At 68.6% G+C, this 25,321-nt stretch carries 25 protein-coding genes; 13 read left to right on the top strand and 12 right to left on the bottom strand.

Annotation, left to right across the window (positions count from 1 at the left end):
- Positions 1-6 precede the first annotated feature (6 nt).
- Positions 7-384 carry a RidA family protein gene (locus tag AC069H_RS08995; RefSeq protein ID WP_478229648.1) on the top strand — a complete coding sequence of 126 codons (378 nt, stop codon included), beginning with the start codon at positions 7-9 and terminating at the stop codon, positions 382-384.
- 1 nt (position 385) lies between these two features.
- On the opposite strand, the gene AC069H_RS09000 is transcribed toward AC069H_RS08995, so the two are convergent.
- The gene (locus AC069H_RS09000) at positions 386-1,090 is read right to left on the bottom strand and encodes an SDR family NAD(P)-dependent oxidoreductase (RefSeq protein WP_478231858.1); all 705 of its coding nucleotides are present in this window, start codon (positions 1,088-1,090) and stop codon (positions 386-388) included.
- 85 nt (positions 1,091-1,175) lie between these two features.
- On the opposite strand from AC069H_RS09000, the gene AC069H_RS09005 reads away from it, so the two are divergent.
- Entirely contained in the window at positions 1,176-1,793 is a 618-nt protein-coding gene (locus tag AC069H_RS09005; protein ID WP_478229646.1) for a TetR/AcrR family transcriptional regulator, read from the top strand.
- A gap of 481 nt (positions 1,794-2,274) precedes the next feature.
- Here the strand turns inward: AC069H_RS09005 and AC069H_RS09010 are convergent, their stop codons facing one another.
- From AC069H_RS09010 to AC069H_RS09045, 8 genes are all read right to left on the bottom strand, one after another.
- The gene (locus tag AC069H_RS09010; RefSeq protein ID WP_478231859.1) at positions 2,275-3,180 is read right to left on the bottom strand and encodes an SDR family NAD(P)-dependent oxidoreductase; all 906 of its coding nucleotides are present in this window, start codon (positions 3,178-3,180) and stop codon (positions 2,275-2,277) included.
- 67 nt (positions 3,181-3,247) lie between these two features.
- Entirely contained in the window at positions 3,248-4,438 is a 1,191-nt protein-coding gene (locus AC069H_RS09015; RefSeq protein ID WP_478231860.1) for an ATP-grasp domain-containing protein, read from the bottom strand.
- Positions 4,435-5,490 (bottom strand): cysteine synthase family protein, encoded by a 1,056-nt coding sequence (locus AC069H_RS09020; protein WP_478231861.1) that lies wholly within the window; start codon positions 5,488-5,490, stop codon positions 4,435-4,437. Before AC069H_RS09020 ends, AC069H_RS09015 begins: the two co-directional genes overlap by 4 nt.
- The gene (locus tag AC069H_RS09025; RefSeq protein WP_478229642.1) at positions 5,487-6,470 is read right to left on the bottom strand and encodes an ABC transporter substrate-binding protein; all 984 of its coding nucleotides are present in this window, start codon (positions 6,468-6,470) and stop codon (positions 5,487-5,489) included. The genes AC069H_RS09020 and AC069H_RS09025 overlap by 4 nt, the downstream gene beginning before the upstream one ends.
- Entirely contained in the window at positions 6,467-7,255 is a 789-nt protein-coding gene (locus AC069H_RS09030; protein WP_478231862.1) for an ABC transporter ATP-binding protein, read from the bottom strand. The genes AC069H_RS09025 and AC069H_RS09030 overlap by 4 nt, the downstream gene beginning before the upstream one ends.
- Positions 7,255-8,349, bottom strand: a complete 1,095-nt coding sequence (locus tag AC069H_RS09035; protein ID WP_478231863.1) for a FecCD family ABC transporter permease — start codon at positions 8,347-8,349, stop codon at positions 7,255-7,257. Before AC069H_RS09035 ends, AC069H_RS09030 begins: the two co-directional genes overlap by 1 nt.
- Positions 8,330-9,070 (bottom strand): class I SAM-dependent methyltransferase, encoded by a 741-nt coding sequence (locus AC069H_RS09040; RefSeq protein ID WP_478231864.1) that lies wholly within the window; start codon positions 9,068-9,070, stop codon positions 8,330-8,332. Before AC069H_RS09040 ends, AC069H_RS09035 begins: the two co-directional genes overlap by 20 nt.
- A 547-nt stretch (positions 9,071-9,617) precedes the next feature.
- On the bottom strand, positions 9,618-10,628 hold the full coding sequence (locus tag AC069H_RS09045; protein ID WP_478231865.1) for a helix-turn-helix domain-containing protein: 1,011 nt from the start codon (positions 10,626-10,628) through the stop codon (positions 9,618-9,620).
- Between the two features lie 555 nt (positions 10,629-11,183).
- Here AC069H_RS09045 and AC069H_RS09050 point away from each other — a divergent pair.
- The 8 genes from AC069H_RS09050 (at position 11,184) to AC069H_RS09085 (ending at position 20,749) form a co-directional block, all read left to right on the top strand.
- Entirely contained in the window at positions 11,184-12,626 is a 1,443-nt protein-coding gene (locus AC069H_RS09050) for an FAD-dependent oxidoreductase (protein ID WP_478231866.1), read from the top strand.
- On the top strand, positions 12,604-13,704 hold the full coding sequence (locus tag AC069H_RS09055; protein ID WP_478231867.1) for a Gfo/Idh/MocA family oxidoreductase: 1,101 nt from the start codon (positions 12,604-12,606) through the stop codon (positions 13,702-13,704). Before AC069H_RS09050 ends, AC069H_RS09055 begins: the two co-directional genes overlap by 23 nt.
- Positions 13,701-14,891, top strand: a complete 1,191-nt coding sequence (locus tag AC069H_RS09060) for a hypothetical protein (protein ID WP_478231868.1) — start codon at positions 13,701-13,703, stop codon at positions 14,889-14,891. The genes AC069H_RS09055 and AC069H_RS09060 overlap by 4 nt, the downstream gene beginning before the upstream one ends.
- Before the next feature lie 109 nt (positions 14,892-15,000).
- Positions 15,001-16,347 (top strand): UDP-glucose dehydrogenase family protein, encoded by a 1,347-nt coding sequence (locus AC069H_RS09065; protein ID WP_478229634.1) that lies wholly within the window; start codon positions 15,001-15,003, stop codon positions 16,345-16,347.
- A gap of 66 nt (positions 16,348-16,413) precedes the next feature.
- The gene (locus AC069H_RS09070) at positions 16,414-18,003 is read left to right on the top strand and encodes a DHA2 family efflux MFS transporter permease subunit (protein ID WP_478231869.1); all 1,590 of its coding nucleotides are present in this window, start codon (positions 16,414-16,416) and stop codon (positions 18,001-18,003) included.
- Positions 18,004-18,034: 31 nt separating this feature from the next.
- Entirely contained in the window at positions 18,035-19,027 is a 993-nt protein-coding gene (locus tag AC069H_RS09075; protein ID WP_478231870.1) for an isopenicillin N synthase family dioxygenase, read from the top strand.
- 96 nt (positions 19,028-19,123) lie between these two features.
- Complete coding sequence (locus tag AC069H_RS09080; protein ID WP_478231871.1) at positions 19,124-19,528, top strand: YciI family protein; 405 nt, start codon at positions 19,124-19,126, stop codon at positions 19,526-19,528.
- Complete coding sequence (locus AC069H_RS09085; RefSeq protein WP_478231872.1) at positions 19,529-20,749, top strand: RNA polymerase sigma factor; 1,221 nt, start codon at positions 19,529-19,531, stop codon at positions 20,747-20,749.
- Between the two features lie 94 nt (positions 20,750-20,843).
- Here AC069H_RS09085 and AC069H_RS09090 read toward each other — a convergent pair whose 3' ends face one another.
- Both AC069H_RS09090 and AC069H_RS09095 read right to left on the bottom strand, forming a co-directional pair.
- On the bottom strand, positions 20,844-21,701 hold the full coding sequence (locus AC069H_RS09090) for a hypothetical protein (RefSeq protein WP_478231873.1): 858 nt from the start codon (positions 21,699-21,701) through the stop codon (positions 20,844-20,846).
- Positions 21,702-21,918: 217 nt separating this feature from the next.
- The gene (locus AC069H_RS09095; protein WP_478231874.1) at positions 21,919-22,584 is read right to left on the bottom strand and encodes a nitroreductase/quinone reductase family protein; all 666 of its coding nucleotides are present in this window, start codon (positions 22,582-22,584) and stop codon (positions 21,919-21,921) included.
- Positions 22,585-22,694: 110 nt separating this feature from the next.
- Between AC069H_RS09095 and AC069H_RS09100 the strand changes: the two genes are divergently transcribed.
- Entirely contained in the window at positions 22,695-23,129 is a 435-nt protein-coding gene (locus AC069H_RS09100; RefSeq protein WP_340688756.1) for a MarR family transcriptional regulator, read from the top strand.
- An 8-nt stretch (positions 23,130-23,137) separates the two neighbouring features.
- Complete coding sequence (locus AC069H_RS09105) at positions 23,138-23,464, top strand: YciI family protein (RefSeq protein ID WP_478231875.1); 327 nt, start codon at positions 23,138-23,140, stop codon at positions 23,462-23,464.
- Here the strand turns inward: AC069H_RS09105 and AC069H_RS09110 are convergent.
- Positions 23,461-24,285, bottom strand: a complete 825-nt coding sequence (locus AC069H_RS09110) for a class I SAM-dependent methyltransferase (RefSeq protein WP_478231876.1) — start codon at positions 24,283-24,285, stop codon at positions 23,461-23,463. The two genes, AC069H_RS09105 and AC069H_RS09110, sit on opposite strands and share 4 nt — an antisense overlap.
- Before the next feature lie 141 nt (positions 24,286-24,426).
- On the opposite strand from AC069H_RS09110, the gene AC069H_RS09115 reads away from it, so the two are divergent.
- Entirely contained in the window at positions 24,427-25,080 is a 654-nt protein-coding gene (locus tag AC069H_RS09115) for an NAD(P)-dependent oxidoreductase (RefSeq protein WP_478231877.1), read from the top strand.
- Positions 25,081-25,321 lie beyond the last annotated feature (241 nt).

Below are 25,321 nucleotides of genomic sequence, written 5' to 3' on the forward strand. Positions count from 1 at the left end.
CGGGTCATGACTGAACGGGTGAACATCTCCTCCGGCGGCGACTACGAGCCGGTCTTCGGCTACAGCCGGGCGGTGCGCGTCGGCGAGCACATCCACGTTTCCGGGACCACGGCGCGTGAACCCGCCCGCTCGGGCGACGCCTACGAGCAGGCCTCGGCCGTGCTGTCGCTCATCGAGACCGCGCTGCGCGAGGCCGGCTCCAGCCTGTCCGCCGTGGTGCGCACGGTCACCTACGTGACCGACATCAAGGACGCCGATCTGGTGGCGCGGGCGCACCGCGAAGCCTTCGCCGACGTGCTGCCCGCGGCCACCATGGTCGAGGTGTCGGCGTTGCTCGACCCGAAGATGAAGGTCGAGATCGAGGCCTACGCCATCGAGAAGTAGGTCACCTCCCGAAGGATCCGACCAGCGCTTCCGGCGCTTCACGGGTCTCGTAAAGCTTCCAGAAGGCGTCGGCGAACACGTCCGGATGGATCACCTCGGGCTCGAAGTCCATGGGGCTCGCGGTGAGCGCCCGATGCGGCACGCTGCCCTCGATCAGCGCGCCTACGTTGACGGCCCCGGCGTAGACGCCCTTCTCCGCGAGCACGGCGTTCAGATTGTGGAAATAGTTCCGCAGCGCGGCCTGCGCCATGCCGACGTTGCCGAGGAAGGGCGCCGGGTGCAGGCCGGATTGCCCGGCGGTGAACAGGATCGCGCCGTCGCCGCGCTCGGTCATGTCCGGCAGCACGGCCCGCACCAGCGCCACCGCGGACACCAGGAAACGGTCCAGGATGAGCCGGAGGTTCTCCGGGTCCACGTCGAGCACCGGCACGATGCCCTCGCCCATGGTCCCGCCGCCGGGGTTGAACGCCACCGCGTCGATCCGGCCGATGGCGGTGACGGCGGCCGCGATCCGCGCCGGCTCGTAGACGTCGGCGACGAACCCGCTCGCTTCGATGCCGTCGCCGTCGAGTTCGGCGACGAGCGCGTCGAGGTTCTCGGTGGTGCGCGCGACGAGGGCGATACGGAAGCCCTCGCGGCCGAAGCGACGCGCGAGCGAAAGTCCCAGCACCGGTCCGGCGCCGAAGATCGCGAGCGTCTTGGTCATATGTCCTCCCGAAGACTTAAGTTGAGGGTCTCCTCAACTTATACCCGTAACTTGAGGCCGCCTTCAACTTGGCTAGGATGCCGTCATGACCAAACCCCTGCGGAAGGACGCCCAGCGCAACCGCGACCTGCTGGTCGAGGCCGCCAGGGGGCTCTACGCGGAGCGCGGCCTCGACGTCGCGCTCGAAGAGATCGCCAAGACCGCGGGCGTCAGCATCGGCACGCTGTACAACCACTTCCCCCAGCGCGCGGATCTGGTGAACGCCGTGTTCGCCGACCGGACCGAGACCGTCGCGAAGCTGGCCGAGCACGCACTTTCCCTCGACGACGCCTGGATCGGATTGACCTCCTTCGTCGAACGGGTCTGCGAATTGCAGGCCACCGATCGCGGCTACAACGAACTCGCCTCGACGCGTCCGCCGCAGACCGAAGACCTCGAACGCGGCTACGAACTCATGACCCGGATCGTCGAACGCGCGAAGGAGAGCGGCGCCCTGCGCGCCGACTTCACCCTCGAGGACATGGCCTTTGTGACCTGGGGGATCGCGCGCACCGTGGAGGCGACCGCGGCCGTCCGGCCGGAGGTCTGGCGCCGCCATCTCGCGCTGCTGTTCGACGGGATGCGGGCGCCCGCCGCGAATCCGTTGCCGGAGCCCCCGCTGCTGCCCGGGGAACTGACCCGGATCATGGGCGGCTGCGGCTGAGGGCAACCCTCCACCCCTCCGGTGCGGTGAAGAAGTCCCTTGTGGACCAGTACGCCGCCGCGAGGGACGCGGCGACCGCGGGCAAGCAGCGGTTGGAGAAGTCCGGGAACGAAGCCGCCATGGACGCGGCCGTCAAGGCGATGGACGCCACGCAGGAACCGGTCACGGACACCCCCGGCCTCCTGCCGCGCCGGCCGCCGCCGCGGAGGCCAAGAAGTGCGCGCCCGCTCAAGGACGGTTATCGAGGGGTGGGTAAAGGTTTCGCGTGCGGTGGGCAGTCTGCTCAGGGCAGTCTGCGATCGTGTCGCGAAAGCCACTTTCGGGACATCACACCTCACGAAAGTGGCTTTCGCGGAACATCTCCAGACCATGGGTCTCGCCAAGCACCGTCGGCGGCGTAGTAAAGGCCTCCTTCCCTACCTTCAGAGTAGGGAAGGAGGCGTTCACTACCGCCTTTGCTTCAAGCGAACCCGACGGCCGCTCAGGCGGGCGGGGTGAACCCTGGCGGCATCACCATCGGCCTCCCGGTGTTCAGGCCGCCGTCGACGAGAACGGAAGTCCCGGTCAGATAGGCGAAATCCGGTGACGCCAGGGCGAGGACGGCCGAAGCGATCTCCGCGGCTTCCCCCATCCTCCGCAGACCGTGGACGTTCAGCGGCGCCCAAGCCTCCTTGAACCGCGCCCACAGGTCGTCCGGGATACCCGGCGGGCGCACCAGCCTGGTGTCGATCGTCCCCGGATCGATCGAGAACACCCGGATCCCCCTCGCGCCGTAGTCCAGCGCGGCCGCGCGCACCAGGCCTTGCACGGCGCGTTTGCTCGAGGTGTAGGCGGCGTGCCCCGGCCTGGTCTGGTCGGCCTGCGCCGACGCGGTGCAGACGATCACCCCGCCGCCGGCCTTCAGCAGATGCGGCACCTCGTACTTGATCGAGAGGAACACGCCGCGCGCGTTGGTGCGCTGCACGTCCTCCCACTCGTCGAGGGAGATCTCGTGCAGCGGCTTGCCGAGGTGGATCCCGGCGTTGTTGAACGCGATGTCGAGCTTGCCGTACCGCCGGACGAAGACGTCCACAAAGGACTGAACCTGTTCGGGAACCCGGACGTCCGCCCGGAGATAGGTCGCCTCCCCGCCCGCACGGCGGATCTCCCGCTCGACCTCACGCCCGAGCTCTTCCCGCCTGCCACAGAAATCGACCTTCGCACCGGCCGCGGCGAAGGCGATGGCCGCCGCACGGCCGATCCCCGACGTCGCCCCCGTGACGAGCACGACCTTGCCCGCGAACCGCCGCCGGTCTTCCCCCGCCGTGGCCGTGTTCGCCGCCAGCATCGTGACACCGGCTGCCATCGCGCCCCCGAGCAAGGCGCGCCTGCCCACTGTTCCGTCCACGATTCCCTCCGAATGGATAGCCCCACTTCCCATAACAGAAAGTAAAGCTATCCATCTGAGAGAACTCTCAAGAATCGATCTCCGGCGTGATCCCGCCCGCCGCGGCCAGCGCGCGATGCAACGCCAGCTCCGCCGTCGGCCCTTCGGCAAGGACGATCCCGGTGCACGACCGCTGATCCGCGAGGTGCCGGATCTCGTCGCCGGGGCTCGCCGTCGGATACCACTCCGGCGAACCGGGCAGGCCGGGCAGCTTGTCGAGCCCCGACCATCCCTTCAGCACGCCTTCCGCGGCCGGGTATGCCAAGACGAACCCGATCCCGGGTCCCCCACCGACTTCCTGGGTGAGCAAGGCGGGTTCCTCGCCCAGCGCCATGGCGATCATCGCGGAATAGACGTTGGTGCCCAGCGACCGGCACAAGGCCTCGCCGAGCATCGCCCCGCCGATCCGGATGTTGATCTCGACGACCTCCGGGCCGTCGGCGGTGAGCACGAATTCGGTGTGCGCGAAGCCCTGCTCGTGTCCGGCGGCCTTGAGCACCCTGCCGATCCAGTCCGCCAAGCCCGCGTACTCGGCCGCGGGGAAGGCCACCGGGAACGCGGCGGCTTCCTCACGCCGCACCGGCTCGGGCGACAGCTGACGGGAGAGGATCCCGAGCAGCCGGGTCCTTCCCTGCCAGGTCACGGTTTCCGCGCTGTAGAGCGGGCCGGCGAAATACGGCTCGGCGATCAGATGCCCCTTGAGCGGCGTGGTCTTCGCCTCGAGTCTGGCTCGTTCGAGTTCGGCCTGATCGCGGACGAGCCAGACGCCCCGCGACGACGTTCCCGAAGAATCCTTGACCACCAGAGGAAACCCGAGCTCTTCGGCGACCATGACCGGCACCGGCCTGCCGCGGGTGAGCCCGTGTTCGTACAGCCGGTCGCGCACCGCGCCCTTGTCCCGCAGCACCCGCACGGCGGCCGCGTCCGGGCCGGGCAGGCCGAGCCGGGCGGTGAGTTCCGCGCCGGGCAGTGCCCACGTGTCGGTCGAGTTGATGATCCCGGCGAGGTCCGGGATGGCGCGCGACGCGGTCTCACAGGCCGCGATGTCGGTGGTGTCGATGTCGACGACCTCGACCCGGTCCGGCCCGAGCGTGCCGAGTTCGTAGCGGTAGATGTCGCGATTTCCGGTTAACAGCACCAGTTTCCGCCCGGCCTCCGCCGCCGCGTCGGCGAGCCTGCCCAGGCCGAAGGTGAGTGCTTCCAACAGGACGACGGTCACGAAACCCGCTCCTTCCGGTACAGCGGCTGTGCGGGTATCCCGAATCGGCGGCGGCTCCAGTCCATCGCCGCCCACGGCAGGGCGAGCTCGTCCAGGGAGGCGATCTCGCGCGGCGCGAGGCCCGCCGGGTCGACGGCTTCCCGATGCCGGGCGAAAACCCTTGCGGTGTAACGGTGCCCGGTGTCCGCGCCGATCACGACATGGGTCCGCTCCGGATTCCGCGCCGCCTCCCAGCCCGCGACGAGATACGCCGCACCGGTGGAAAGCCCGGCGAACACGGCGTGCTCACGCATGAGGCCGATGGTCGCGGCCATGGCGTGCGCGAAGTCCAGCCAGTGGATCCGGTCGTACAGTTCGTGGTCCACGTTGCCGAACGGGATGGCGGAGCCGATACCCGCGATGATCGCGTCCGGATCGGTGAACCGTTCGCTGCCGAAGGTGACACTGCCGAACGGCTGGACGCCGGTCAGGCGGACGTCCGGATCGCGTTCGCGCAGCGAGCGCGCGATCCCGCCGGTCGACGCGCCGGTGCCCACACTGCCGACGACGGTGAGCGGCCCGGACGGCAGCGCGCGGGCGACGAGATCGGCGACCTCGGCGTAGCCCAGGTAATGCACGGGATCGTGGTACTGGCGCATCCAGTGCATGCCCGGATGCCGTTCCAGCAGTTCATGCACGCGCGCGACGCGGCGCCGCTGGTCGAGGCGGAGGTCGTCCGACGGCGGCATCTGGTCCACTGTCGCACCCAGGATCTCCAGCTGCGACCGCATGGTGAGGTCGACGGTGGTCGACGCGACGATATGGCAGCGAAGGCCGTAACGATGACAGGCCATCGCCAGCGCGAGCGCGTAGATCCCACTGGAGCTGTCGATCAGCGTCTGTCCTTTTCGGACAGTTCCATCGGCGAGCAGCGACCGGACCGCGCCGAGCGCCGCATAGACCTTCAGGGTCTCGAAGCGGATCAGCACGATGTTCGGTTCGAGCCGGATCAACGCGGGCGTCTTGATCGCGTCGGTGACGTGTTCGTGGACCAGCGCGGACATCGCGGTCACCGGCCGATCGAGCGCAGATAAGCGGCCAGCGACTCGGCGCCCGCCGCGTTGCGCGGGCCGCTCACGAGGTCCCCGTACGAGATGACGTGGAACCGGTTGTCACGCACGGCGGGCGTGTTCTTCAGCTGCGGCGCGGATTTGATGAACGCGATCTTGTCCTGCGCGGGCTGGTCGGCGTAGTCCACCACGACGATCACCTCGGGTTCGGTCTTGACCACGGCTTCCCAGCCGACACTCCCCCAGCCGTCCGGCAGATCGCGGAAGACGTTCGTCCCGCCGGCGGCGTCGATGATGTCGTCGGGAGCGGCGTGTTTTCCGGACGTGAACGGCTGGTCGGTGCCGGAGTCGTAGACGAACACCTTGGCCGGCGGTGTCTTCGGTGCTCCGGCGCGGACCTTGTCGAAGCGCCCCTTGAGTTCCGTGACCAGCTCGTCGGCCCGCTGGCGGACACCGAAGATGTCGCCGAGATTGCGCAGGTCGGTGTAGAGCGCTTCGAGCGGCGCCACCTCCTGCTTCGCCGTCGGATATTCCCAGCAGGTCTCGGTGTGCAGGTAACTCCGGATACCGACCTGCTCCAGCAGTTTCGGGGTGATCCCGCGTTCCTCGCTGAACCCGGAGTTCCAGCCCGCGATCACCCAGTCCGCCTTGGCGTCGACCAGGATCTCTCGGGTGACCCGCGAGGTGCCGAGGCGTTCGACCTTGGCGTAGTCGTCCTTCCACGGCGAACCGGCGATCGACGGGTCGCCCAGCGAATTCATCACGTAGCCGCGCATGCGGCCGGCGAGCCCGAGCGCGAACATCTTCTCGGCACCCGAAACGTCGTAGGCGACGGGACGTTGCGGCGCCGGGAAGGCGACCTGCGCACCGCAATTGGTCACCGTGGCCTGTGCCGGCGCGGTCGGTCCGGCCTCGACCTGGGCACCGCAGGCGCTCAGGAGCAGCGCCGCGGCGAAGAGCGCGGTCACCCTGGACGGCTTCATCGTGTGATCCCCTCGGTTTCATCGGCGGGAAGGTCGTACAGCAGTTGGAGAGCCCCGGTCACGGGGTGGGTCACCTGGGTGACCTCGACGCCGAACACGGCGCGGACCGTTCCGGGGGTGAGCACTTCGGCCGGGGTCCCGCAGGCGGCGAGCGATCCGCCGCGCAGCAACGCGATCCGGTGACAGACGGCGGCGGCGAGATTGAGGTCGTGCAGCGCGACGAGCACGGTGAGCCCGCAGTCGCGCAGGAACTTCAGCAGTTCCACCTGGTGGCGGACGTCGAGATGGTTGGTCGGCTCGTCGAGGACCAGCACCTCCGGTTCCTGCACGAGCGCCCTCGCCACCAGGACCCGCTGCCGTTCGCCACCCGACAGCGTCAGCACACTGCGCTGGGCGAGATGGGTGATGTCCATCCGCCGCAACGCTTCCCGGCACAGCGCGCGTTCGCGGGCCGACAGCCGGAGATTGCCGCGCTGATGCGGCGACCGCCCGAGCGCGACGACCTCCTCGACGGTGAAGTCCAGATCGGCCCGGCTGTCCTGGGTGAGCGCGGCGATCCGGCGGGCGGTGTCGCGCAGACCCTGTTCGGCGAGGTCGGTCCCGTCGAGCAGGACCGCGCCGCCGGACGGCGACAACGCCCGGTAGACGCAGCGCAACGCCGTCGACTTGCCGCTGCCGTTGGGGCCGAGAAGGCCGACGACCTCGCCCGCGCCGACGTCCAGGCACAGCTCGCGGATCAGCGCCGACCCGGCCACCTCGACGGAAAGTTCGCGCAACGACAGCATCAGCGACCTCCGAACGCGTAGCCGCGGCGCCGCATGACGACGAGGAACACCGGAACGCCGATGAGCGCGGTGATCACGCCGAGCGGGAGTTCCTCGGGGGCGACGAGCGTGCGGGCGAGCAGGTCGACCCACACGAGGAAGACCGCGCCCACCAACGGCGCGAGCGCCAGTACCCGGCGGTGCCCCGAACCGGCGATCATCCGCACCACATGCGGCAGGACCAGCCCGACGAACCCGATCGAGCCGCTGACCGCCACCAGCAAGCCGGTGACGACCGCGGTGAGCAGGAAGAGCCAGCGGCGCAGCGCGGCCGCGTCGGTACCGAGGCTCATCGCGGTCTCGTCGCCCATGGACAGGACGTCGAGCGCGGTGCCGTAGCGCAGCAGGACCACGACGGCGACGGCCACCCCGAGCGCGGCCAGCGGAAGGGAGGCCCACGTCGCCGCGCCGAGGCTGCCGAGCAACCAGAACAGCACGGTCTGCGCGGCCTGGCCGTTCGGCGACAGGTAGACGAGCACGCTCATCACGGCCTGGAAGGCATACGTGAGCGCGACCCCGGTGAGCACGAGACGCAACGGCGTCAGGCCGAATTTGCCGCGGGCGGCGAGATAGACGATCGCCGTCGCGCCCAGCGCGCCGAGGAAGGCGGCCGTCGACAGCGCCAGCACGCCGAGCCCGGCGAACAGGCCGAACACCACGACGGCGGCGGCACCGACGGAGGCGCCCGACGAGATCCCGAGCACGAACGGATCGGCGAGGGCGTTGCGGACCAGCGCCTGTACCGCGACGCCGACCACCGCGAGCCCCGCGCCGACCACGGCCGCCAGCAGCACCCGCGGGGTGCGAACCTGCCAGACGATCGAGTACCCGGTGACCTCATCGCCGGTGATGGTTCCGCCGGTGATCGCCTTTCCCAAGTAGCGCAGGACATCCGTGAGCGCGACGTTCGACGGGCCGAGCGCGATGCCCGCGATCAGCGAGATCAGGAGCGCGACCGACAGCAGGATCACCGGGCCGGTGAGCCGGAGCGGGCGCGCGGTCTCGTCGTCCGGTTCCGCGAACAGGCGAAGTGGTTCAGCCGGCACGTTCACCACGCACGATCAGGCGGCGCGCGTGGTTGTCGTACGGCGAGCCGTCGAAGTCACCGAAGCACTCGACGCCGGTGAAGCCCGCCGTCTCGAACAGCGCCTTCAGTTCCGCGGCGCTGTACAAGAAGGAAAGGATCGACGCCTGCTTCGCCTCGCCGTCGCGGACCAGGGTCCACTCGGTCCTGAGCCGGGTCCAGTCGTCGAGAATGGTGTCGCGCATGAACACCGTCCCGCCGTCGACGTCGACCGCCTTGGGGCGACCTACCCAGCCGGCCAGCACCTCCTTGCCGAGTACGTCGACCAGCAGCCTGCCGCCGGGCGCGAGACTGGCGTAGGCGTTTCGCAGCACCGTGAGGTTGTCGCCGGGCTCGGTGAAGTAGCCGAACGACGTGTACATGTTGATGATCAGGTCGTACGCGGCGGGCTCGGTGTATTCGAGCATGTCGGCCTGGATCAGCTTCGCGGCGACTCCCGCGTTTTCGCAGGCTTCGCGCGCGCGTTCGAGCATCGCCGGGCTGAGGTCGACGCCGGTCACGTCGGCGCCTTTCTTCGCCAGCGGCACGACGTGGATCGCCGGGCCGCACGCCAGATCGAGCACCTTCGCGCCATCGGCGACTTCGAGCAGCGGTGACGTGGCCGTCAGGCGTTCGGCGTCTTCGGCCCGGCTGGGCGGGAACATCACGTCCGCGAAGCCGACCCACAGGTCGTCGTCCTCGTACCAGTGCATCTCTCTCCGCTCGCCGGGCCGCACGATTCAGCCCCACAAGTCGTCGAAAGGTCGTCTTCGGTTCCCGGCTCCGCCACCTTTCTCGTGGAGTGATCACGGGAGGCGCTTGCGGACCGCTCCGTGAAGGCCTCCTTCCCTACCGTGAGGGTAGGGAAGGAGGCCTTCACGGACGTGGGCATGTCCTGAAGGCCCCCTTTGAGACGCTGGATGTCTTCAAAGGAGCCTTCAAGACATAGGGGTTCGTCACAGTGGGCACCGAACGAGTCACCGGCGCCCGTGCCCGCCTGAAGTACATGAAGGCCCCTTTCCTTGCGCCTGGCGCAAGGAAAGGGGGCCTTCATGTACTCGGCAAGGTGTGAAGGTCGAGTTTCCTCGGCTGAGCCGAGGGAAGGGGGTCCTTCACGCGCGGCCGCCGTGCTTGCTGTGGCCGCTGGTGCACCTGGGACGAGAGCGGCGACCCTGACGGTAGTGAAGGCCTCCTTCACTACCGTCAGGGTAGGCAAGGAGGCCTTCACGACCTGACCCGAAACACCACCCCGGCCGGGACTCACGGCGGCGGGATCAGATCGATGAGGAACGTCTGGTCGGGCGCGCCGGAACAACGCTCCCGGACCACCTCCGTACCCGCGACGGTGTCCAGGTCGCGCAGGCCCAGACACTGGCTGGTGCCGACGGGCCGGATGACGAACCGTCCCGGCTCCGCCGGATCCAAGGGGGCGATGGTGAACAACTGGTCCATACCATCGTCGTCGCAGTCGTCGCGGGACTCGACCAGGTCGTGCCCGAGCCCTTCGTTCACGACCGTGAGGCAGCCGACCCCGGTCTCCGGATGGTGCCACTGGAACTGCACGGCGTTCTCTTCCCCGACAGGATCGATGAACAGGCGTGGTGCCGCGTCACCACCGCAGATCTGCTGGGCGACGATGGGACCGGAATAGAGCCCGGTCCGATCCTGCCCTTCGGCGAGACAGAACTCGGGAGACCGGGCGGGGCGGATCTGCGCCCAGCTGCCCACTTCCCGGACGTCCAGCCCCGGCACCACGGCCGCGGTTTCCTTGGCCTTCGAGGACGCGCCGAAGGACCGCGTCAGATATCCCAAGGTACCTACGATGACGATGGTCACGATCGCGGCCACGATCATCGGCGCGCGCCAGCGCCGTCGGGGTCGAGGTTCCGGCTCCGGCTCGGGCTCCGGCGGCGGGGGGACGGCTTCCACCTTCGTCTCGTCGGCGGGCCGCGGCGGAGTCCCCATCGCGATCCGGGTCCGGGCGTCGAGCCACCGCCGTACCTCTTCGTCGTTCAGCCCGCACGCGCGCGTGAACGTCTCGACGAACGATTCGCGAGGGAGTGTGGTGCGGCCGAGAGTGGTCGCGACCGTACTCGCCGGAAGTGTTCCCCCGAGTTCTTTCGCCCGACCGGCCAACTGTCGATAGGTCAATCCGGACCATGTTCTCAATACACGCAGTGCTGCTGTGAACTCAGCCGGTGAAGCCGTCGAGTCCGGCGGGTGAACCGTCGCCGGCGATTCCCCGTCGTCGCCCCCCTCATCAACGATCATCACTCTAGATTGGCTGAGCCGATCTCAGCCGCGATACCGCCATTCAGCGGCGCCGGAAACAGCTGTTCGGACCACTCGAACGATTTCGAACAAGGCCGAACTGGCCGAAGGTTGCCCCTGCGCTGGTCAGGAAGTCAGGCTGGCCCCAGTCGGCCTCACCGCCGATCGAAACTGGGGAGGCCCGGGAAAGCCGGGCCGAAGAAAATGAGCAAACCAGAGGCATCCGCATGATCATCGTCAAGGGCGACGGTGAACCCGGCGGAAACTCCTGGTTCATCTCGGAAGGCGTCCACTGAAATCTCCGCACTGAAGACCGGATGACGCCGGCATCGCCCGTATGGGGCGGGCGATGCGCTGATTCCGAAGAAAGACCCTCGTGCGCCGCACATCTGAGCACACGCGAGGAGTGAAAGCTGCGATTCCCGCAGTGAACCGACTGTTCGGCGCCCGTTCGAGGGCATAACCCTTCGCCATGCCCTCCGGCGGTACGTCGCGGTCTCGTTCGAACTCGGTCGTCCCTGAATTGGCGAACATCGGATTTGTGGAGCGTTGTTGATGGATAACGGTCGAAATACCGTCGCCGAAAGGCAGGTAGTCGTCGTCGGCGCCGGTAATGCGGGCCTCTGCGCGGGAATAGCCGCACTACAGGCGGGCGCGACGGCGGTCAGCGTCCTCGAAGCCGCGCCGGAACAATTACGCGGCGGGAACAGTTCCCTGACCAGGACCATGCGTTTCTCGTGGCCGGGAAGCCCTTTCATCGCCTCCCTGTTACGGGAGGCGGACAAGGGCCGGGTCGACGAGATCTTGGCGGGCCGGACCGGGTACGCCGACGAGCAGTACTTCGCCGATTGGCTGGCGGTGTCCGGCGACCAGGTGGACGTCGCCCTCATCGAATCGATCGTCCGCCGTTCGACGGACACGATCACCTGGATGCGCGACTTCGGGCAGCGCTGGGCCCCGAGACCGACGCCGCTGCCCGGTGACGTGCCGATCGTCCTCGACGGCGGCGGCCAGAGCCTCCAGGACCGGAACTTCGCGCGGTTCGAACAGCTCGGTGGAACGGTCTTCTACGACAGCGCGGTCACGGGTTTCGAGAAGACCGCCGACGACCGGTATCTGCTCCACGGTTCCGGTCCCGCGTTCCCGATGCTCGCCGACGCGCTGGTGCTGGCATCGGCCGGTTTCGAGGCGAACACCCGGCTGCGTGAACGCCACCTCGGCGTGGAGTGGCGGGAAGTGAAGCTGCGCGGTGTTCCGTTCAACGAAGGCGCCCCGCTGGCGGCGGCCGTCGACCTCGGCGCCGACACCGCGGGCAACTGGGAAAAGTGCCACACCACACCGCAGGGCATCAACCTGCCCGACCACATGCTGCCGGGGCAGATGCACAAATCTCACGGCCTCGCCCGCTACGCCTACCCGCTGGGCGTCGTGGTCAACCGGGACGGGCGCCGGTTCTTCGACGAAGCCGGCGGCTACAGCAACCTCACCTACGTCACGCTGGGCCAGAAGATCCAGGAACAGCCCGGAAAGATCGCCTTCCAGATCTTCGACGACAAGGTCGTCTCGGCGGGCGCGCTCCCGAAGGGCTACGTCGGCGACCCGGCGTCGGTGTCCGTCTCCTCGCTCGAAGAAGGCGCCCGGCGGCTCGGCATCGACGCGGCGAACCTGACCGCCGAAGTCCAGCGGCTGCACGACGGCCAGGCGGAGAAACGTCTCGACACGCCTCCGTTCCTGTTCGTCCCGGTGGTCTGCGGGCTGACGTTCACCTACGGCGGGTTGTCCGTGACCCCGGACGCCGAGGTGCGCGGCGGCGGCGAACCGATCAGCGGTCTCTACGCGGCGGGCGTGATCGTCGGCGGCCTTTACGACCAGGGCTATCCGGGCGGCACCGGCCTGATGGCCGGCGCCGTGCTGGGCCGGGCGGCGGGCACGTCCGCCGCCCGTCACGCCATCCGGTCGCGAGGAGGGGAAGCCCGTGTCGGCACCGCCGCTGACTGAGAAGAAGATCGTGATCGTCGGGCTCGGCAAGATCGGCTCGCTGTACGCCGCGTGTTACGGACAGGCGGGGCACCGGATCGGCACCGTGGACCTCGGCGACGGCGCGGACTGGGAGCGGGTGGCGCAGGTTCCCGATCCCTCGTCGGTCGACGCCTGGGTGGTCGCCACCCCGACGGCGACCCATCTCGAGGTCGTCGACGAGATCCTGCGGCGGCAACCCGATGCCCGTGTCCTGCTGGAGAAACCGGCCTGCTACCCGGACGACCTCGCCGGTCTCGGTCGCACGGTCCGGCGCCACCCCCGTGCCCGGATCATCGTCAACGACGTGTATTCGCACAGCGAAGCCGTACAGCGCTTCGCGGCGTCGGCGCGGGACCTCGCCGGCTCCGATCCGATCAGGAAGATCACCGTCGAATTCACCAAGAACCGGGAATTCGACGTCGCGAACGGCAGGTTCGTCGACACCCGATACGGCGAAGCCGGCTATGAGGGCTTCCACATGTTGAGCATCCTGCGAGCGATCCTTCCCACCTCGGAATACCGGACGTATCTGCGCACGGTGCCGTCTTCGGTGACACCGGAGATGCGGGTGCGGACCACGGCGCCCGGCATCCCGGAGGTCGAGCTCTACACGTCGTCGACCGGCGCCATCGCCTTCCCCGAACTGGCCGGATTCGCTTTCCCGGAACGGGTTTCGAGGGAATTCATCGCCCCATCGGCGATCCCGTACGGGTCCGAGTTCCGGTATCGGTTCGCGGACGTCGAACTCTTCTCCGGGAAGCACGTCACCCTGGTCTTCGAACCGTTCTTCGGCGCGGATCCCGACCACAAGAACATCCACGCCGTCCACATCCGGAACACCGCCGCTCCGGCGCGCCATTTCCTGATCGCCGTCAACCATTTCAAGGAGGCGCTTCTGACCCAGCTGGACCTTTTGCGGCACCTCGACGAGGGCACCACGGTGGTCCGCCCCGCCGAGCACCGGTTCCTCGCCGCGCTGGGTTCGGCGATGTTCACCGGAACCTTCCCGCAGACAACGGAAAACGAGAAGTTCGCACGAATTGGGAGCGAAGCATGACGCGAAGCATCGAGGATCTTTCGACACTGTTGCGGCCGGCCAAGGACATGTTGCCCGAAGTCTCGGAACGTGAAGTGGCACTGGCCGAGGTCACCGGCCAGATCAAGAACGACGACGCCGCCCGCGCGCTGTTCGCGAAGGCGTGCCGGTTCGAGGCACCCTTCACCGCGAGCTGGATCCACGGCCCCGGCGACGAATCCCCTTACCTGTCCTTGGAGCTGGCCGCGTCGTCGCTGGACGACGACCGGTATCGCGCCCTGCTCGCCGACGTCGTGCTGTCGACGTCGACCTCGATCCCTTACGACTACCGGGCTTTGGCCGCGGAAAAGCTCGTACGGATCGGCACGGGCGAGTACGCCGGCGCCCTCCAAGAGGTCGTCGACTCCTACGAACCGCTGCCCGCCCGGGGATTGCAGGCGAAGATCGCCGTCCCCACCGACGGCATCGACCACCTCTTCGACATCCCCGAAACGGTGACCGGCAGGCTCAACCTCCTGATCGCGGCCAGCCGCGCGAAAACGCTGGAGAGCAGGCATATGCTCGCCGTGCGGATCCTCGCGAACGGTGTCCTTCCGTCGGAACCGGTCGGCGAGGCGGAGCGGCTCATCCTCGAAGACGTCGGGACGAGCATGGTGGCGGCGTCGGACTACCTCGTGCCGTGGGACCAGGAATTCCCCGGGGAGCACGGTTCCGGCCTCACCCTCGCGGAACTGGTGCGCATCACCTTGATGTGCGGGGAATTCTCGCTTCCGGACACCACCGTGCGGCCGATCCTGGTCGACTTCTACCGCTCGGTGCTGCGCACCTGCGGCCGCTCGATCATCGGTCTGTCGGCGGGTGTGTTCCATGTGGAGCACGGCACGCTCGCCACGCCTTCGTACTACTACCAGGGCCGCGACGCGATCCTCGGCAAGGGCTGCGTGATCGACTGCGTCGGCGGGGCGGTGCTGCAGGCGGGTTCGTTCCTCGGCGGCGGCTACATGCCGATCCTGATCCACACCCACAAGCACATCCGCAAGGGTGGCCAGGCCGCCGCCTCGGAGCGGAAGCAGATCCTTCCGTGCGTCTTCGCGGCGGAGGCGGGCGCCCGCTACCCGATGGACGCCATCGGCCTGTTCGAAACGGTGGACTACCTCGGCAGGGAGACCCCGTACGAGGGCATCAGGGCCATCCCGCACGCCAAGTGACTCACGGTTCGTCCTGCTGAAAATCCGTATCTCGCGAGGTCATCGGGCAGCGCGGCTCCGTGCTGCCCGATGACCTCGATAACTGGAGGGTAAGGGAATGGGTGCAACTATGGGGGCAGAGGTCGCCGTCATCGGCGCGGGCTACGTCGGGCTGACCACGGCCGCGTGCCTCTCGTCCTTGGGACACCGAGTCGTCTGCGCGGACGTCGACCAGGAGAAGGTCGACGCGCTGCGGCGCGGTGAGGCGACCATCAGGGAACCGGGGATCTGCGAACTCGTGGTGGACGGGCTGGCGTCCGGGCGGCTGCGGTTCGTCCTCGGCGCGAGCGCGGCGGCGGCCGCGGCGGATATCGTGATCCTCTGCGTGCCGACCCCGATGGGCGCGAGCGGCGCGGCGGATCTGTCCACTTTGGAATCCGTCGTGGCCGAGGTGCGGGATCTGCTGCCGCCCGGCTGCGTCGTGGTGAACAAGTCGACGGTCCCCGTCGGCACGGCGGCCCGCGTCGCGGACCTGATCGATCGCCCGGACGTGGCGGTCGTGTCCAATCCCGAGTTCCTGCGCGAAGGGTTCGCGGTCTACGACTTCCTGAACCCCGACCGGATCGTGGTCGGTTCGGCCGACCGTGACCCGGTCCCCGCCCGCCGGGTCGCCGAGTTGTACGAGCAGCTCGACACCTCCGTGCTGGTGACCGATTCCGCGAGCGCGGAGATGATCAAGTACGCGTCCAACTGCTACCTCGCGACGCGTCTGTCCTTTGTGAACACCGTCGCCGAACTGTGCGAGTACCTCGACGCGAGTATCGACGACGTGACGACCGGGATGGGTTACGACGAGCGGATCGGCAAGTCGTTCCTGCGACCGGGCCCGGGCTGGGGCGGCTCCTGCCTGCCGAAGGACACTTTCGCGCTGCTGCGCACCGCGGAATCGGCGGGCAGCGATTTCGCCCTGCTGCGAGCGGCGATCGAAACCAACGTGAAGCAGCAGGAACTCGTGGTCGACAAGGTGCGCAAGGCCGTCGGCGGCGACCTCGCCGGCGTCCGGATCGGCCTGCTCGGCTTGACGTTCAAGGCCGGGACGGACGATCTGCGGGATTCCCCGTCGCTGGCGATCGCGGCACTGCTGGCCGCCGAAGGCGCTGTACTGACCGGCTACGACCCCAGCGTCCACGCGCCGGTGGCGGGCGTGACGGACGACGTGCGGATCGCCGGGACCGCCTATCACGCGGCGAACGGGGCGGCGGCGGTCGTGCTGCTGACCGAGTGGCCGGAGTTCCGTGCCCTCGACTGGGGGCGGATCGCCGACCGGCTCCACGGCCGGTCCGTCATCGACACCCGGAACCTGCTCGACCCGAACACCGTGGCGCGGACCGGGCTTTCGTATCAGGGAATCGGTCGTCCGGACAGCGTCTGGGCCCCCGTGGCGAACGTCGTCGAAATGGTCACGCAAGCAGGATGACCCCGGGCGGACGGCGAGCGGCCCTGCTCGTCGTCCGCCCCTTCCAGCGCCGGAACAGGAGGACGGATGGCGAAGCGGACCCGGCCCTGGCCGGCGCTTTTCGCACTGTGCCTGGGTTTCTTCATGGTCATGCTCGACATCAGCATCGTGAACATCGCGGTGCCGTCGATGGTGCGCGAACTCGGCACCGAGCTGACCGCGGTGATCTGGGTGACCAGCGTGTACCTGCTCGCCTACGCCGTCCCGATCCTGCCCGCCGGCAGGCTGGGCGACCGTTTCGGGCCGAAGCGCGTCTTCGTCGCCGGGCTGCTGGTGTTCACCGCGGCGTCGCTCTGGTGCGGACTTTCCGGTGACGTCGAGACGCTGATCGCCGCCCGCGCGGTGCAGGGCCTCGGTGCCGCGTTGATGACCCCGCAGACCACGGCCTTCATCACGCATCTGTTCCCGCCGGACGAACGCGGCCCGGCGATGGGCGCCTGGGGCAGTGTGGCGGGGCTCGCCATGATCGCCGGCCCGGTACTGGGCGGTGTGCTCGTCGACCATCTCGGCTGGGAATGGATCTTCTTCGCGAACGTCCCGGTCGGGCTGATCGCGCTGGCGCTCACCGTCGTCCTCGTCCCCGACTGGCGGCCGGGGAATTCGCACCGCTTCGACGTTCCCGGGATCCTGCTCTTCGGCGCGGGTCTCGTTTGCGTCGTCTTCGGTATCCAAAATGGACAGACCTACGGCTGGGGAACGGCCTTCGAGGTCATCGGGGCAGGGGTGCTGCTGCTGGGCGGTTTCGTCCTGTGGCAACGGGCCAACCGCCGCGAACCGCTACTGCCGTTGCGGATCTTCCGCCACCGCGACTTCTCGCTGGGTGCCGCGGCCGCGGTGACGGTCGGTTTCACGATGACCGGCATGCTTCTGCTGTTCGTCATCTACGTCCAGTCGGTGCTCGGCCTGTCCCCGGCCGACGCCGGGCTGCTCATCGCGCCGCTCGCCGTGGTGTCCGGCGGTGTCGCGCCGTTCGCGGGCAGGCTCTCGGACCGGGTGAATCCCAAATACCTGCTGGCGTTCGGGCTGCTCTCGTTGAGCGGCGGCCTGTGCCTCGTCTCGCTGGTGATCATCCCGGCGAGTTCGCCGCAGGCCCTGCTCCCCGGACTGCTGCTCTGCGGTCTCGGGGTCGGGTTCACCTTCTCGCCGATGAACAACGTGACCCTCAACTCCGTCGAGCGTTCGCTGGTCGGCAGCGCGTCGGGCATCTTCAACACCGCGCGCCAGGTCGGCGGGGTGCTCGGCGGCGCGGCCGTCGGAGTCCTGGTGCAGGCGCGGGCGGGCGCCTCGATGACGGCGCGGGCGAACGAAGCGGCGGCGGCGTTGCCCGCCGAGTTCCGGCAGGGTTTCGTCGACGGTTTCACCGGGGAGGCCGGGGCGGACGTCGCCGCCGGCGAGTTCGGCGGCACTCCCGAGGTCCCCCTGGATCTGCCGTCCGAGATCGCGGCCCAGGCACGGGAACTCGCCGCGCAGGTCACCGGCGCCGCGCTCACGGACGGGGTCAAGGCCGCTTTCCTCCTTCCCGTCTGCGCGCTGATCCTCGGACTGTTGTGCTCGGTGAACCTGCGCGGGCCGATCGGGCAGCGCAGATCGCCCGATCGGATGACCGCGACCCGGTGATCACCGGCGCGGACCTGGTTACCGTCGCTCCATGACTCTCGTACCGACGGTCGACCTGAGCACCTGGCACGACGGCGACCGCACTCGGCTCGCGCACGCCGTCGACGAGGCGTTGAAGCGCGTCGGGTTCCTGCAGGTCGTCGGACACGGCATCCCGTGGGCGACGATCGACGACATGCGCGAAGCGACCGCCGCCTTCTTCGCGCTCCCTGTCGAGGAGAAGCTCCGATCCGCGCCCGCCGACCGCGCCTCGGATCGCGGGTACGCGGCCGAAGGCACCGAAGGGCTGGCGTACAGCCTCGGTGAGACGACGCCACCCGACCTGTCGGAATCGTTCGTCATCGGCGCGGAGCACATCGACGGCGAGGACCCCTATGGCTTCTTCGCCCCCAACATCTGGCCCGAGCTGCCGGAGAACCTGCGTCCCGCGCTCACCGCGTACGCCGACGAAGCGCACCGGGTCGCGCGAGTGCTGCTGGAGATCTTCGAGAAGGCACTCGGGCTCCCCGACGGCTACCTCGGCGCGTACACCCGGCACCCGACACGTACCTTGCGGGTGAATCACTTCGAGCGCCGCGCCGGAGCGCCCGAGCCCCTGCCGGGCCAGATGCGGCTCGGCGCGCACACCGATTACGGCATCGTCACCGTCCTCTACACCGACCCCGTCCCCGGGCTGCAGATCCACGGTCCCGACGGCGCCTGGCACGACGTCGTCCCCGCCGAGGACGCGCTGGTGGTGAACCTCGGCGACCTCACCGCGCAGTGGACCAACGACCGCTGGCGCTCCACCCTGCACCGGGTCGTGCCGCCGTCCGGGCCGGGGCCGTCACGGCGGCGAAGCGTGGCGTTCTTCTTCGACGGCGACCACGACGCCCGGTTCGAATGCCTTCCGACCTGCCAGTCCGCCGATAACCCGCCGAAGTATCCGCCGGTCCTGGGCGGCGAGCACCTCCACGCCAAGATCACCGGTGGGCGGACCCTGGAACCCGCCGACGCGATGAACACCGCGGCCGACCGCGGCTGAGGAAGAATCCTCGGCGGACCATGTCCGGTCCTGTCCGGCGGCTCCGACGTCCCCGGCAGAAGGCACCGGAGCGGTGCCCGCCGAGAGGAGAGAACCATGAAGTACATGATCATGATGTTCGGGTCGCAGAAGGACCTCGTCGACATCGCCGGCGCCTGGAGCGCCGACGAAGTCAAGGCCCTGCACGAGTTCATGAGCAAGTGGAACAACGATCTGGTCGAGTCCGGCGAGTTCGTCGACGCTCAGGGCCTCTCCCAGCCGACGCACGCGCGCCGCGTCTCCCTGCGGGACGGCGCGCTCGTGGTGACGGACGGGCCGTACGCCGAGACGCAGGAGGTGCTGGTCGGGTACACGACCGTCGACTGCGCGAGCTACGACCGCGCGACCGAGATCGCGGCCCAGCTGGCGAACACCCCGCATCCGGAAGGCAGCGACCTCGGCCGCGACTGGTACGTCGACATCCGGCCGTGCGCCGACAGCTTCGAAGAACTGGAGCTCTAGGTGCCGGACAGCGGCGCCGAGGATCTGCTGCGCGAGCTGTCGCCGCAGGTCCTCGGCGCCGTCGTCCGCCGCTACGGTCACTTCGACCTGGCGGAGGACGCGACGCAGGAGGCGCTGCTCGCGGCCGCGACGCAATGGCCTGCCGAAGGGCTGCCCGAGAATCCGCGCGCGTGGCTCATCACGGTCGCCTCACGGAGGCTGACCGACCTCCTGCGTGCCGAGCAGGCGCGGCGCCGTCGCGAGGACACCGTCGTCCAGCGCACCTTGCCGGAGGAGCACCTCGCCCCCGCCGCGGACCGGCGTGCCGCCGACTCGGACGACACGCTCGTCCTGCTCTTCCTGTGCTGCCACCCGTCCCTGTCGCCCGCGTCGCAGATCGCGCTGACCCTGCGCGCGGTCGGTGGCCTCACCACCGCGGAGATCGCCCGCGCCTTCCTGGTCCCCGAAGCGACGATGACCCGGCGGATCAGCCGCGCGAAGGCCGGCATCAAGGCCGGCGGTGTCCCGTTCGGCATGCCGCCGGAAGCGGGACGGCTCGACGCGGTGCTCCACGTGCTGTACCTGATCTTCACCGAGGGATACGCCAGCACGTCCGGTCCCGATCTGGTGCGGAACGACCTGTCCGCCGAAGCCATCCGGCTGACCAGGATCGTCCACCGGCTGCTGCCGGACGACAGCGAGGTCGCCGGGCTGCTCGCGCTGATGCTGCTGACCGACGCGCGCCGTCCGGCGAGGACGGGGCCGGACGGCGCGCCGATCCCGATGTCCGAACAGGACCGGGGCCGGTGGAACACCGAGTACGTCGCCGAGGGCGTCGCGCTGCTGTCCGAAGCGCTGCCGCACGGGCCGACCGGGCAGTACCAGATCCAGGCGGCCATCGCCGCGCTGCACGACGAGGCGCCGAACGCCGAGGAGACGGACTGGCCGCAGATCGAGGCGCTGTACCGGCTTCTGCTGCGGCTCTCCGACAATCCGGTGGTGGCGCTGAACCACGCCGTCGCCGTCGGAATGGCCCGAGGGCCGCGAGAAGGCTTGGCGGCGTTGGAAGAGCTCGGTGACCGGATCTCCGGCGACCACCGGTTCCACGCCGCTCGCGCGCATCTGCTGGAGATGGCCGGAGACACCGCCGAAGCCGTCGAGTCCTATGTGGAGGCCGCGCGGCGCGCCACGAGCCTGCCGCACCAGCGCTATCTCCACACCCGCGCCGAACGCCTGCGCTGATCATGAGTGGCGAGCCGGGCTTGTCGTGAGTGGTAAAGACGGTTCTAACCGTCCTTACCACTCACGACCCGCCCAGCCCATGTGACACCGGGTGCTAACAGCTGACGAGGAGCCCGGTGACCGCCGTGCAGGTCGCCGACGCGGTGTCATTGGCCGCGTTGGGGTCGGCGACGGAACTCTGCGTGATCTTCGCGGTCGTCTTGACCGGTCCGACGGTCAGCAGCCCGGTCGCCACCGAGAACTTGGCCGTGGCACTGGCGCCGGACGCGAGGGACGAGAAGTCACAGTTGACGACCGTCGTGCCGCTCGGGTTCGAGCAGGCCGGGGAGCCGGTGAAGCGCAGCCCGTTGCCGAGGGTCGACGCCACCCGGATCCCGGACGCCGCGGCCGGGCCCGCGTTCGTGACCTTGACCGTGTAGTCGATCGACGACGTCAGGAGCCCGTGCGGGGACGCGGTCAGCGTGACCCCGAGGTCGGCCGTGCTCGGCGTGTCGGTGATGGTCAGCACAGGGCCGTCGAGGATCTCGAAGCTGTAGTTGTCACCGACGAACTGGTGCTGCAGCGTGACATCGCCCAGCGGGGCGTCGTCCTTGACCCGGAAGGTGAACACCACGGTCTTGCTCTGTCCGGGGGTCACGGTGCCGACGCCGCCGCGGATGCTGCCGCCGAGCATGTCGCAGGCGAACGCGCCGGGACAGGACACCAGGTCGACGATCCCAGGGAGCGGGGATTCCTTTCCGTAAAGCGTCGCCTTGCCGCCCTCGATCGTCGACGTCGCGTCGGCGTTGTAGACGGTCTGCGTCACGGTGAATGTCTGTCCACGTTGGACTGTTGTCGGCGAGACCTCCACCGCGCTGGTCGGCGGGGCGGCGAGAGCAGAGGTGGGCGTCACGAGCATGATCGTGGCCACCGCGGCCACCAGAGACAGAATCGAGGCTCTTCGAAGCTTCATTCGGTTCTCACTATTCCGGTCGGGGGCGTCGCGCCGATCGGTGCGGACAACGATCAGTCGCCCAGGAACGGACCTTCGTTACCGGTGTTTCCCACCGGCCGCCCCAAGGCTCTCACCCGCTCGGAGCAACCCGCTCGCGTGTTCCAGGTGCACAACACGCGTCTTCGGTCAGCAGTTCGATCACCGCGCTCGTTCCCAAGCTGTGACAAAACTTCGGCTAGGCCTCATCGTCGCCGCGGAGCACGGGGAGCAGATTCGCCTCCTCGTAGGCGAAGTGCTCTTCGAGTCCTTTCACGACGCGCTCGAACTCCTCTCGCAGCACGGCGCGTTCGATCTTCCCCTTACCCTGCAGCAGTTGATCGAGATCGCGCAGTGCGCGGGACACGGTTTCGTGCTCCTGACGCAGCCGCTTCAGCGCCGGCGCGAGCCCTGGGTGGGCCTTCTCGATCGCGGTGAACGCGCCGTCCTCGCGGAGATGATGCATGCGCAGGTCGTTGCAGAAGGTCACGCAATGGCCGAGCAGCTCGCGCCGCGGATTCCGCCGGTCCGCGACCGGCGCGCCGTCGAGTTCGGCCCGCGCGGCCGCCAGCGTCTTGCGGAGCTCCCCGTGATGGACGAGCAACTGGTCGGCGATCGCCCGGCCGCGGGCGGCATCGACTTCCAAGAGATGCAGCGCGAAACCCCGCTGCCCGCCTTCGAGCGGCACGGCACGCGCGGCATGCGGCACGCCGTCGATCTCGAGTGTCGCTTGTGGACTGACCAGAAGGTCGCGATACCAAGGCGAATCGCCGTCGGGCGCGAACGCCAGGTACCGGCTCCCGGACGGGCGGCAGTCGACACGAGTGGTGCGGGGACGCCCCGTTTCGGCGTCCGCGGTGGTCATCAGCACCGGTACTCCCCAGGTAGCATCATCGTGAAAGCTATTTTGCTTTGCAAGCAAAGCTTCTTTGCTTGCAAAGGTATCCAGGAGGGTGTCCTGTGTCAACCGAGGACATGGAAGTCGACGACGCCGTGCGGGCTTTGCTGCTGCTCATGCCGCGGATGGTCGGACGCGCGAAGCGGATCAAGATCCCCGAAGAACTCCAGTCACTGTCGCTAGCTCCGCGTCATCTGTCACTGTTGTCGTACCTGCTCTTCGACGGGCCCATGACGGTGAACGAGCTGGCCGAGCGGCTGGAGGTCGCCCCGACCACGGTGAGCCTTATGGTCGGCGAACTGACCAAAAAGGACGTGCTCGACCGGCGTGAGGACGAGACGGACCGGCGGCGGCGGATCGTCGCCATCGCCGAGCCGATGCGGCCCGCGATCGACGGCTGGCTCGCGCAGGGCGCCCGCGCCTGGCAGAAGGCGCTCACGCCGTTGACCCCGGCCGAACGGCGCGTGTTCATCGATACCCTGCGCGCCTACGAAGACGGACTGACCGACTAGGAGGAGCGGTGCGCTACCTGCTCATGCTCTGCGGGACCGACGGCGATCCGGCCGTGACCACCGACATCACCGAACCGTGCCGCGCCTGGGGCGAAGAGATGACGCGGCGCGGTCTGCGCGTGAACGGAATGGGACTGCACTCGCCCGAGTCGGCGACGACCGTCCGTGTCCGCGACGGCGAGGCACTGCTCACGGACGGTCCGTTCGCCGAGACGAAGGAACAGATCGGCGGCATCAACATCCTCGAATGCGACAGCCGCGAACAAGCCGTCGAGGCGGCGAAGACCCACCCGTGGGCCGCGATCGGCACGATCGAGGTCCGCGAACTGCTTTAGGCGATCCGGACGGTGACCTGGTTGTCGGCGTAGGTGTAGGCCACGTATTCGAATTCGACGCCGGTGCGTTCGACGTACTCCAGCCACGCCTTGTGCTCGTGCCGCTGCCAGCCGGGGTAGTTGAAGAATTCGTCGAAGTGCACGATGCTGCCGGACCGCAGACGCGGGCCCACCAGATCGAGTACGGTTTTCGCGGAGCTGTACAGATCGCCGTCCACGTGAAGGAAATCGACGACGCCTTCGTGCCGCTCGAGAAAACCCGGAAGCGTGTCGGCGAAAAGTCCGACGACGAGTTCGGCTCCGGGGACGTCCGGCAGGTCGTCGCGCGCGAACGAACCGGCGGGCATCCCGTTGAGCCAGTTCTCCGGGAGTCCCTGGAACCAGTCGAATCCGTAGGTCTCGACACCACCGCGGGCCTTGGCGATCGCGCGCAGCGTGTTCCCGCTCGCGACACCGAATTCGAGGGCCATTCCCCCGGACGGGGCAAGGGAAAGCGCGTACGCGAGAGTCTCTTGTGGACGCGCGAAATGCTTGGTCCCGGTCAGATTCTCACGGGCGAAACGATTGCTGTCCCTGGCCGCGTCCTGGTCACCGGCGTAGATGATGTCGCGACGGCTCCGGATTTCGAACTCGACGATCCGATCGAAACAGCGATCCCCTTGGCGGACGATCTCCTCCCGCAGTTCCGCGGCGACCCGTTCCAGTTCCTCGGTATAAGGATCATGGAATCGGCGGGCGAGCCGGTGCAGGCCCCGGCCGAGCGTGCCGCGAGCCGACCGGCTCAGGGTTTTCAGGGCTGAATGGGGTACCAGGTGACGCATCCCGGGACGATACACCAGCACCATCCGGGTGAACGGCTCCAGAACGCGCGGGGCCGGTTTCGTTGCGGTAACCGAGGGGGCCGCTCCTAGCATCGCGATCGCCGCCGGTACTCGGGTGCCGGCACCGGAAAAGGGAGCACGATGAGCAGGATCGTCATCTTCGGGGCGGGTGGACGCGGTGGGCGCCGCGCCGTCGCCGAAGCCGTGAGCCGCGGGCACCAGGTCACCGCCGCCGTGCGGGATCCCGGCCGCCACCCGGATCTCGCCGGGGACAACGTCACCCTGATCGCCGCCGACGTCACCGTCGCGGACGACGTCGCGAAGGCCGCCGCCGGGCACGACGCCGCGATCAGTTCCATCTACCGCGCGGACCTCCCGTCACGCGAGTACTACCCGGCCGCCGCGCACGCGCTGATCGACGGCCTCGGCCGGGCCGGTGTCGCGAGGCTGGTCGTCGTCGGCGTCGGGTCGGCGCTGGAGATCGCTCCGGGCGTCGCCTTCCACGACCAGCCGGGCCGGCCGCCCGAGCACCGCGAGTTCTCGCTCGGGCACACGGCGGAACTGGAGGTCTTCCGTGCGTCCGGCGGCGGGCTCGACTGGGTGGTCATCGCGCCGCCGCCGGCGATGATCGACGAACACGCCGAGCGCACGGGCTCGTACCGCAGCGGGGACCACCGGGTGCTGCCGCGCGCGGCGGACGCGAGACCGTTCTCCTACGCGGACCTCGCGGTCGCGCTGGTCGACGAGATCGAGCGGCCGAAGCATTCACGGATGATGGTCGCCATCGACCACTGACCGGCGTCGTGAGTGGCGATTCGGAGTTGGCGGCAGGAGCGGGACTCGCCGACCAGGCACCTTCCAACTGTTCATAACGGACTTTTCCGCGGTGACAGTGTCCGACTTGGGTGATTTGCACGGTTCGACGAGGGGGTCGTGGGGGGGGGTTTTGGGTTTTTCCCCCAACACCCCCCCCCCCCCCCCCCCTCCCCCTCCCCCCCGGGTACTCCCTCGGAGCTTCGTTAGCGAAAAAAGTCCT

The sequence above is a fragment of the Amycolatopsis sp. NPDC043887 genome, assembly GCF_056435665.1.

What these genes read in the sequence shown, in the direction of transcription:
- AC069H_RS09095 (WP_478231874.1), bottom strand. Translation starts at nt 22,584, where the DNA reads ATGACCACCGCGGACGCCGAAACGGGGCGTCCCCGCACCACTCGTGTC.
- AC069H_RS09070 (WP_478231869.1), top strand. Translation starts at nt 16,414, where the DNA reads ATGGCGAAGCGGACCCGGCCCTGGCCGGCGCTTTTCGCACTGTGCCTG.
- AC069H_RS09090 (WP_478231873.1), bottom strand. Translation starts at nt 21,701, where the DNA reads ATGAAGCTTCGAAGAGCCTCGATTCTGTCTCTGGTGGCCGCGGTGGCC.
- AC069H_RS09075 (WP_478231870.1), top strand. Translation starts at nt 18,035, where the DNA reads ATGACTCTCGTACCGACGGTCGACCTGAGCACCTGGCACGACGGCGAC.
- AC069H_RS09065 (WP_478229634.1), top strand. Translation starts at nt 15,001, where the DNA reads ATGGGGGCAGAGGTCGCCGTCATCGGCGCGGGCTACGTCGGGCTGACC.
- AC069H_RS09060 (WP_478231868.1), top strand. Translation starts at nt 13,701, where the DNA reads ATGACGCGAAGCATCGAGGATCTTTCGACACTGTTGCGGCCGGCCAAG.
- AC069H_RS09110 (WP_478231876.1), bottom strand. Translation starts at nt 24,285, where the DNA reads ATGCGTCACCTGGTACCCCATTCAGCCCTGAAAACCCTGAGCCGGTCG.
- AC069H_RS09115 (WP_478231877.1), top strand. Translation starts at nt 24,427, where the DNA reads ATGAGCAGGATCGTCATCTTCGGGGCGGGTGGACGCGGTGGGCGCCGC.
- AC069H_RS08995 (WP_478229648.1), top strand. Translation starts at nt 7, where the DNA reads ATGACTGAACGGGTGAACATCTCCTCCGGCGGCGACTACGAGCCGGTC.
- AC069H_RS09080 (WP_478231871.1), top strand. Translation starts at nt 19,124, where the DNA reads ATGAAGTACATGATCATGATGTTCGGGTCGCAGAAGGACCTCGTCGAC.
- AC069H_RS09000 (WP_478231858.1), bottom strand. Translation starts at nt 1,090, where the DNA reads ATGACCAAGACGCTCGCGATCTTCGGCGCCGGACCGGTGCTGGGACTT.
- AC069H_RS09025 (WP_478229642.1), bottom strand. Translation starts at nt 6,470, where the DNA reads ATGAAGCCGTCCAGGGTGACCGCGCTCTTCGCCGCGGCGCTGCTCCTG.
- AC069H_RS09050 (WP_478231866.1), top strand. Translation starts at nt 11,184, where the DNA reads ATGGATAACGGTCGAAATACCGTCGCCGAAAGGCAGGTAGTCGTCGTC.
- AC069H_RS09045 (WP_478231865.1), bottom strand. Translation starts at nt 10,628, where the DNA reads ATGATCGTTGATGAGGGGGGCGACGACGGGGAATCGCCGGCGACGGTT.
- AC069H_RS09040 (WP_478231864.1), bottom strand. Translation starts at nt 9,070, where the DNA reads ATGCACTGGTACGAGGACGACGACCTGTGGGTCGGCTTCGCGGACGTG.
- AC069H_RS09030 (WP_478231862.1), bottom strand. Translation starts at nt 7,255, where the DNA reads ATGCTGTCGTTGCGCGAACTTTCCGTCGAGGTGGCCGGGTCGGCGCTG.
- AC069H_RS09005 (WP_478229646.1), top strand. Translation starts at nt 1,176, where the DNA reads ATGACCAAACCCCTGCGGAAGGACGCCCAGCGCAACCGCGACCTGCTG.
- AC069H_RS09100 (WP_340688756.1), top strand. Translation starts at nt 22,695, where the DNA reads ATGGAAGTCGACGACGCCGTGCGGGCTTTGCTGCTGCTCATGCCGCGG.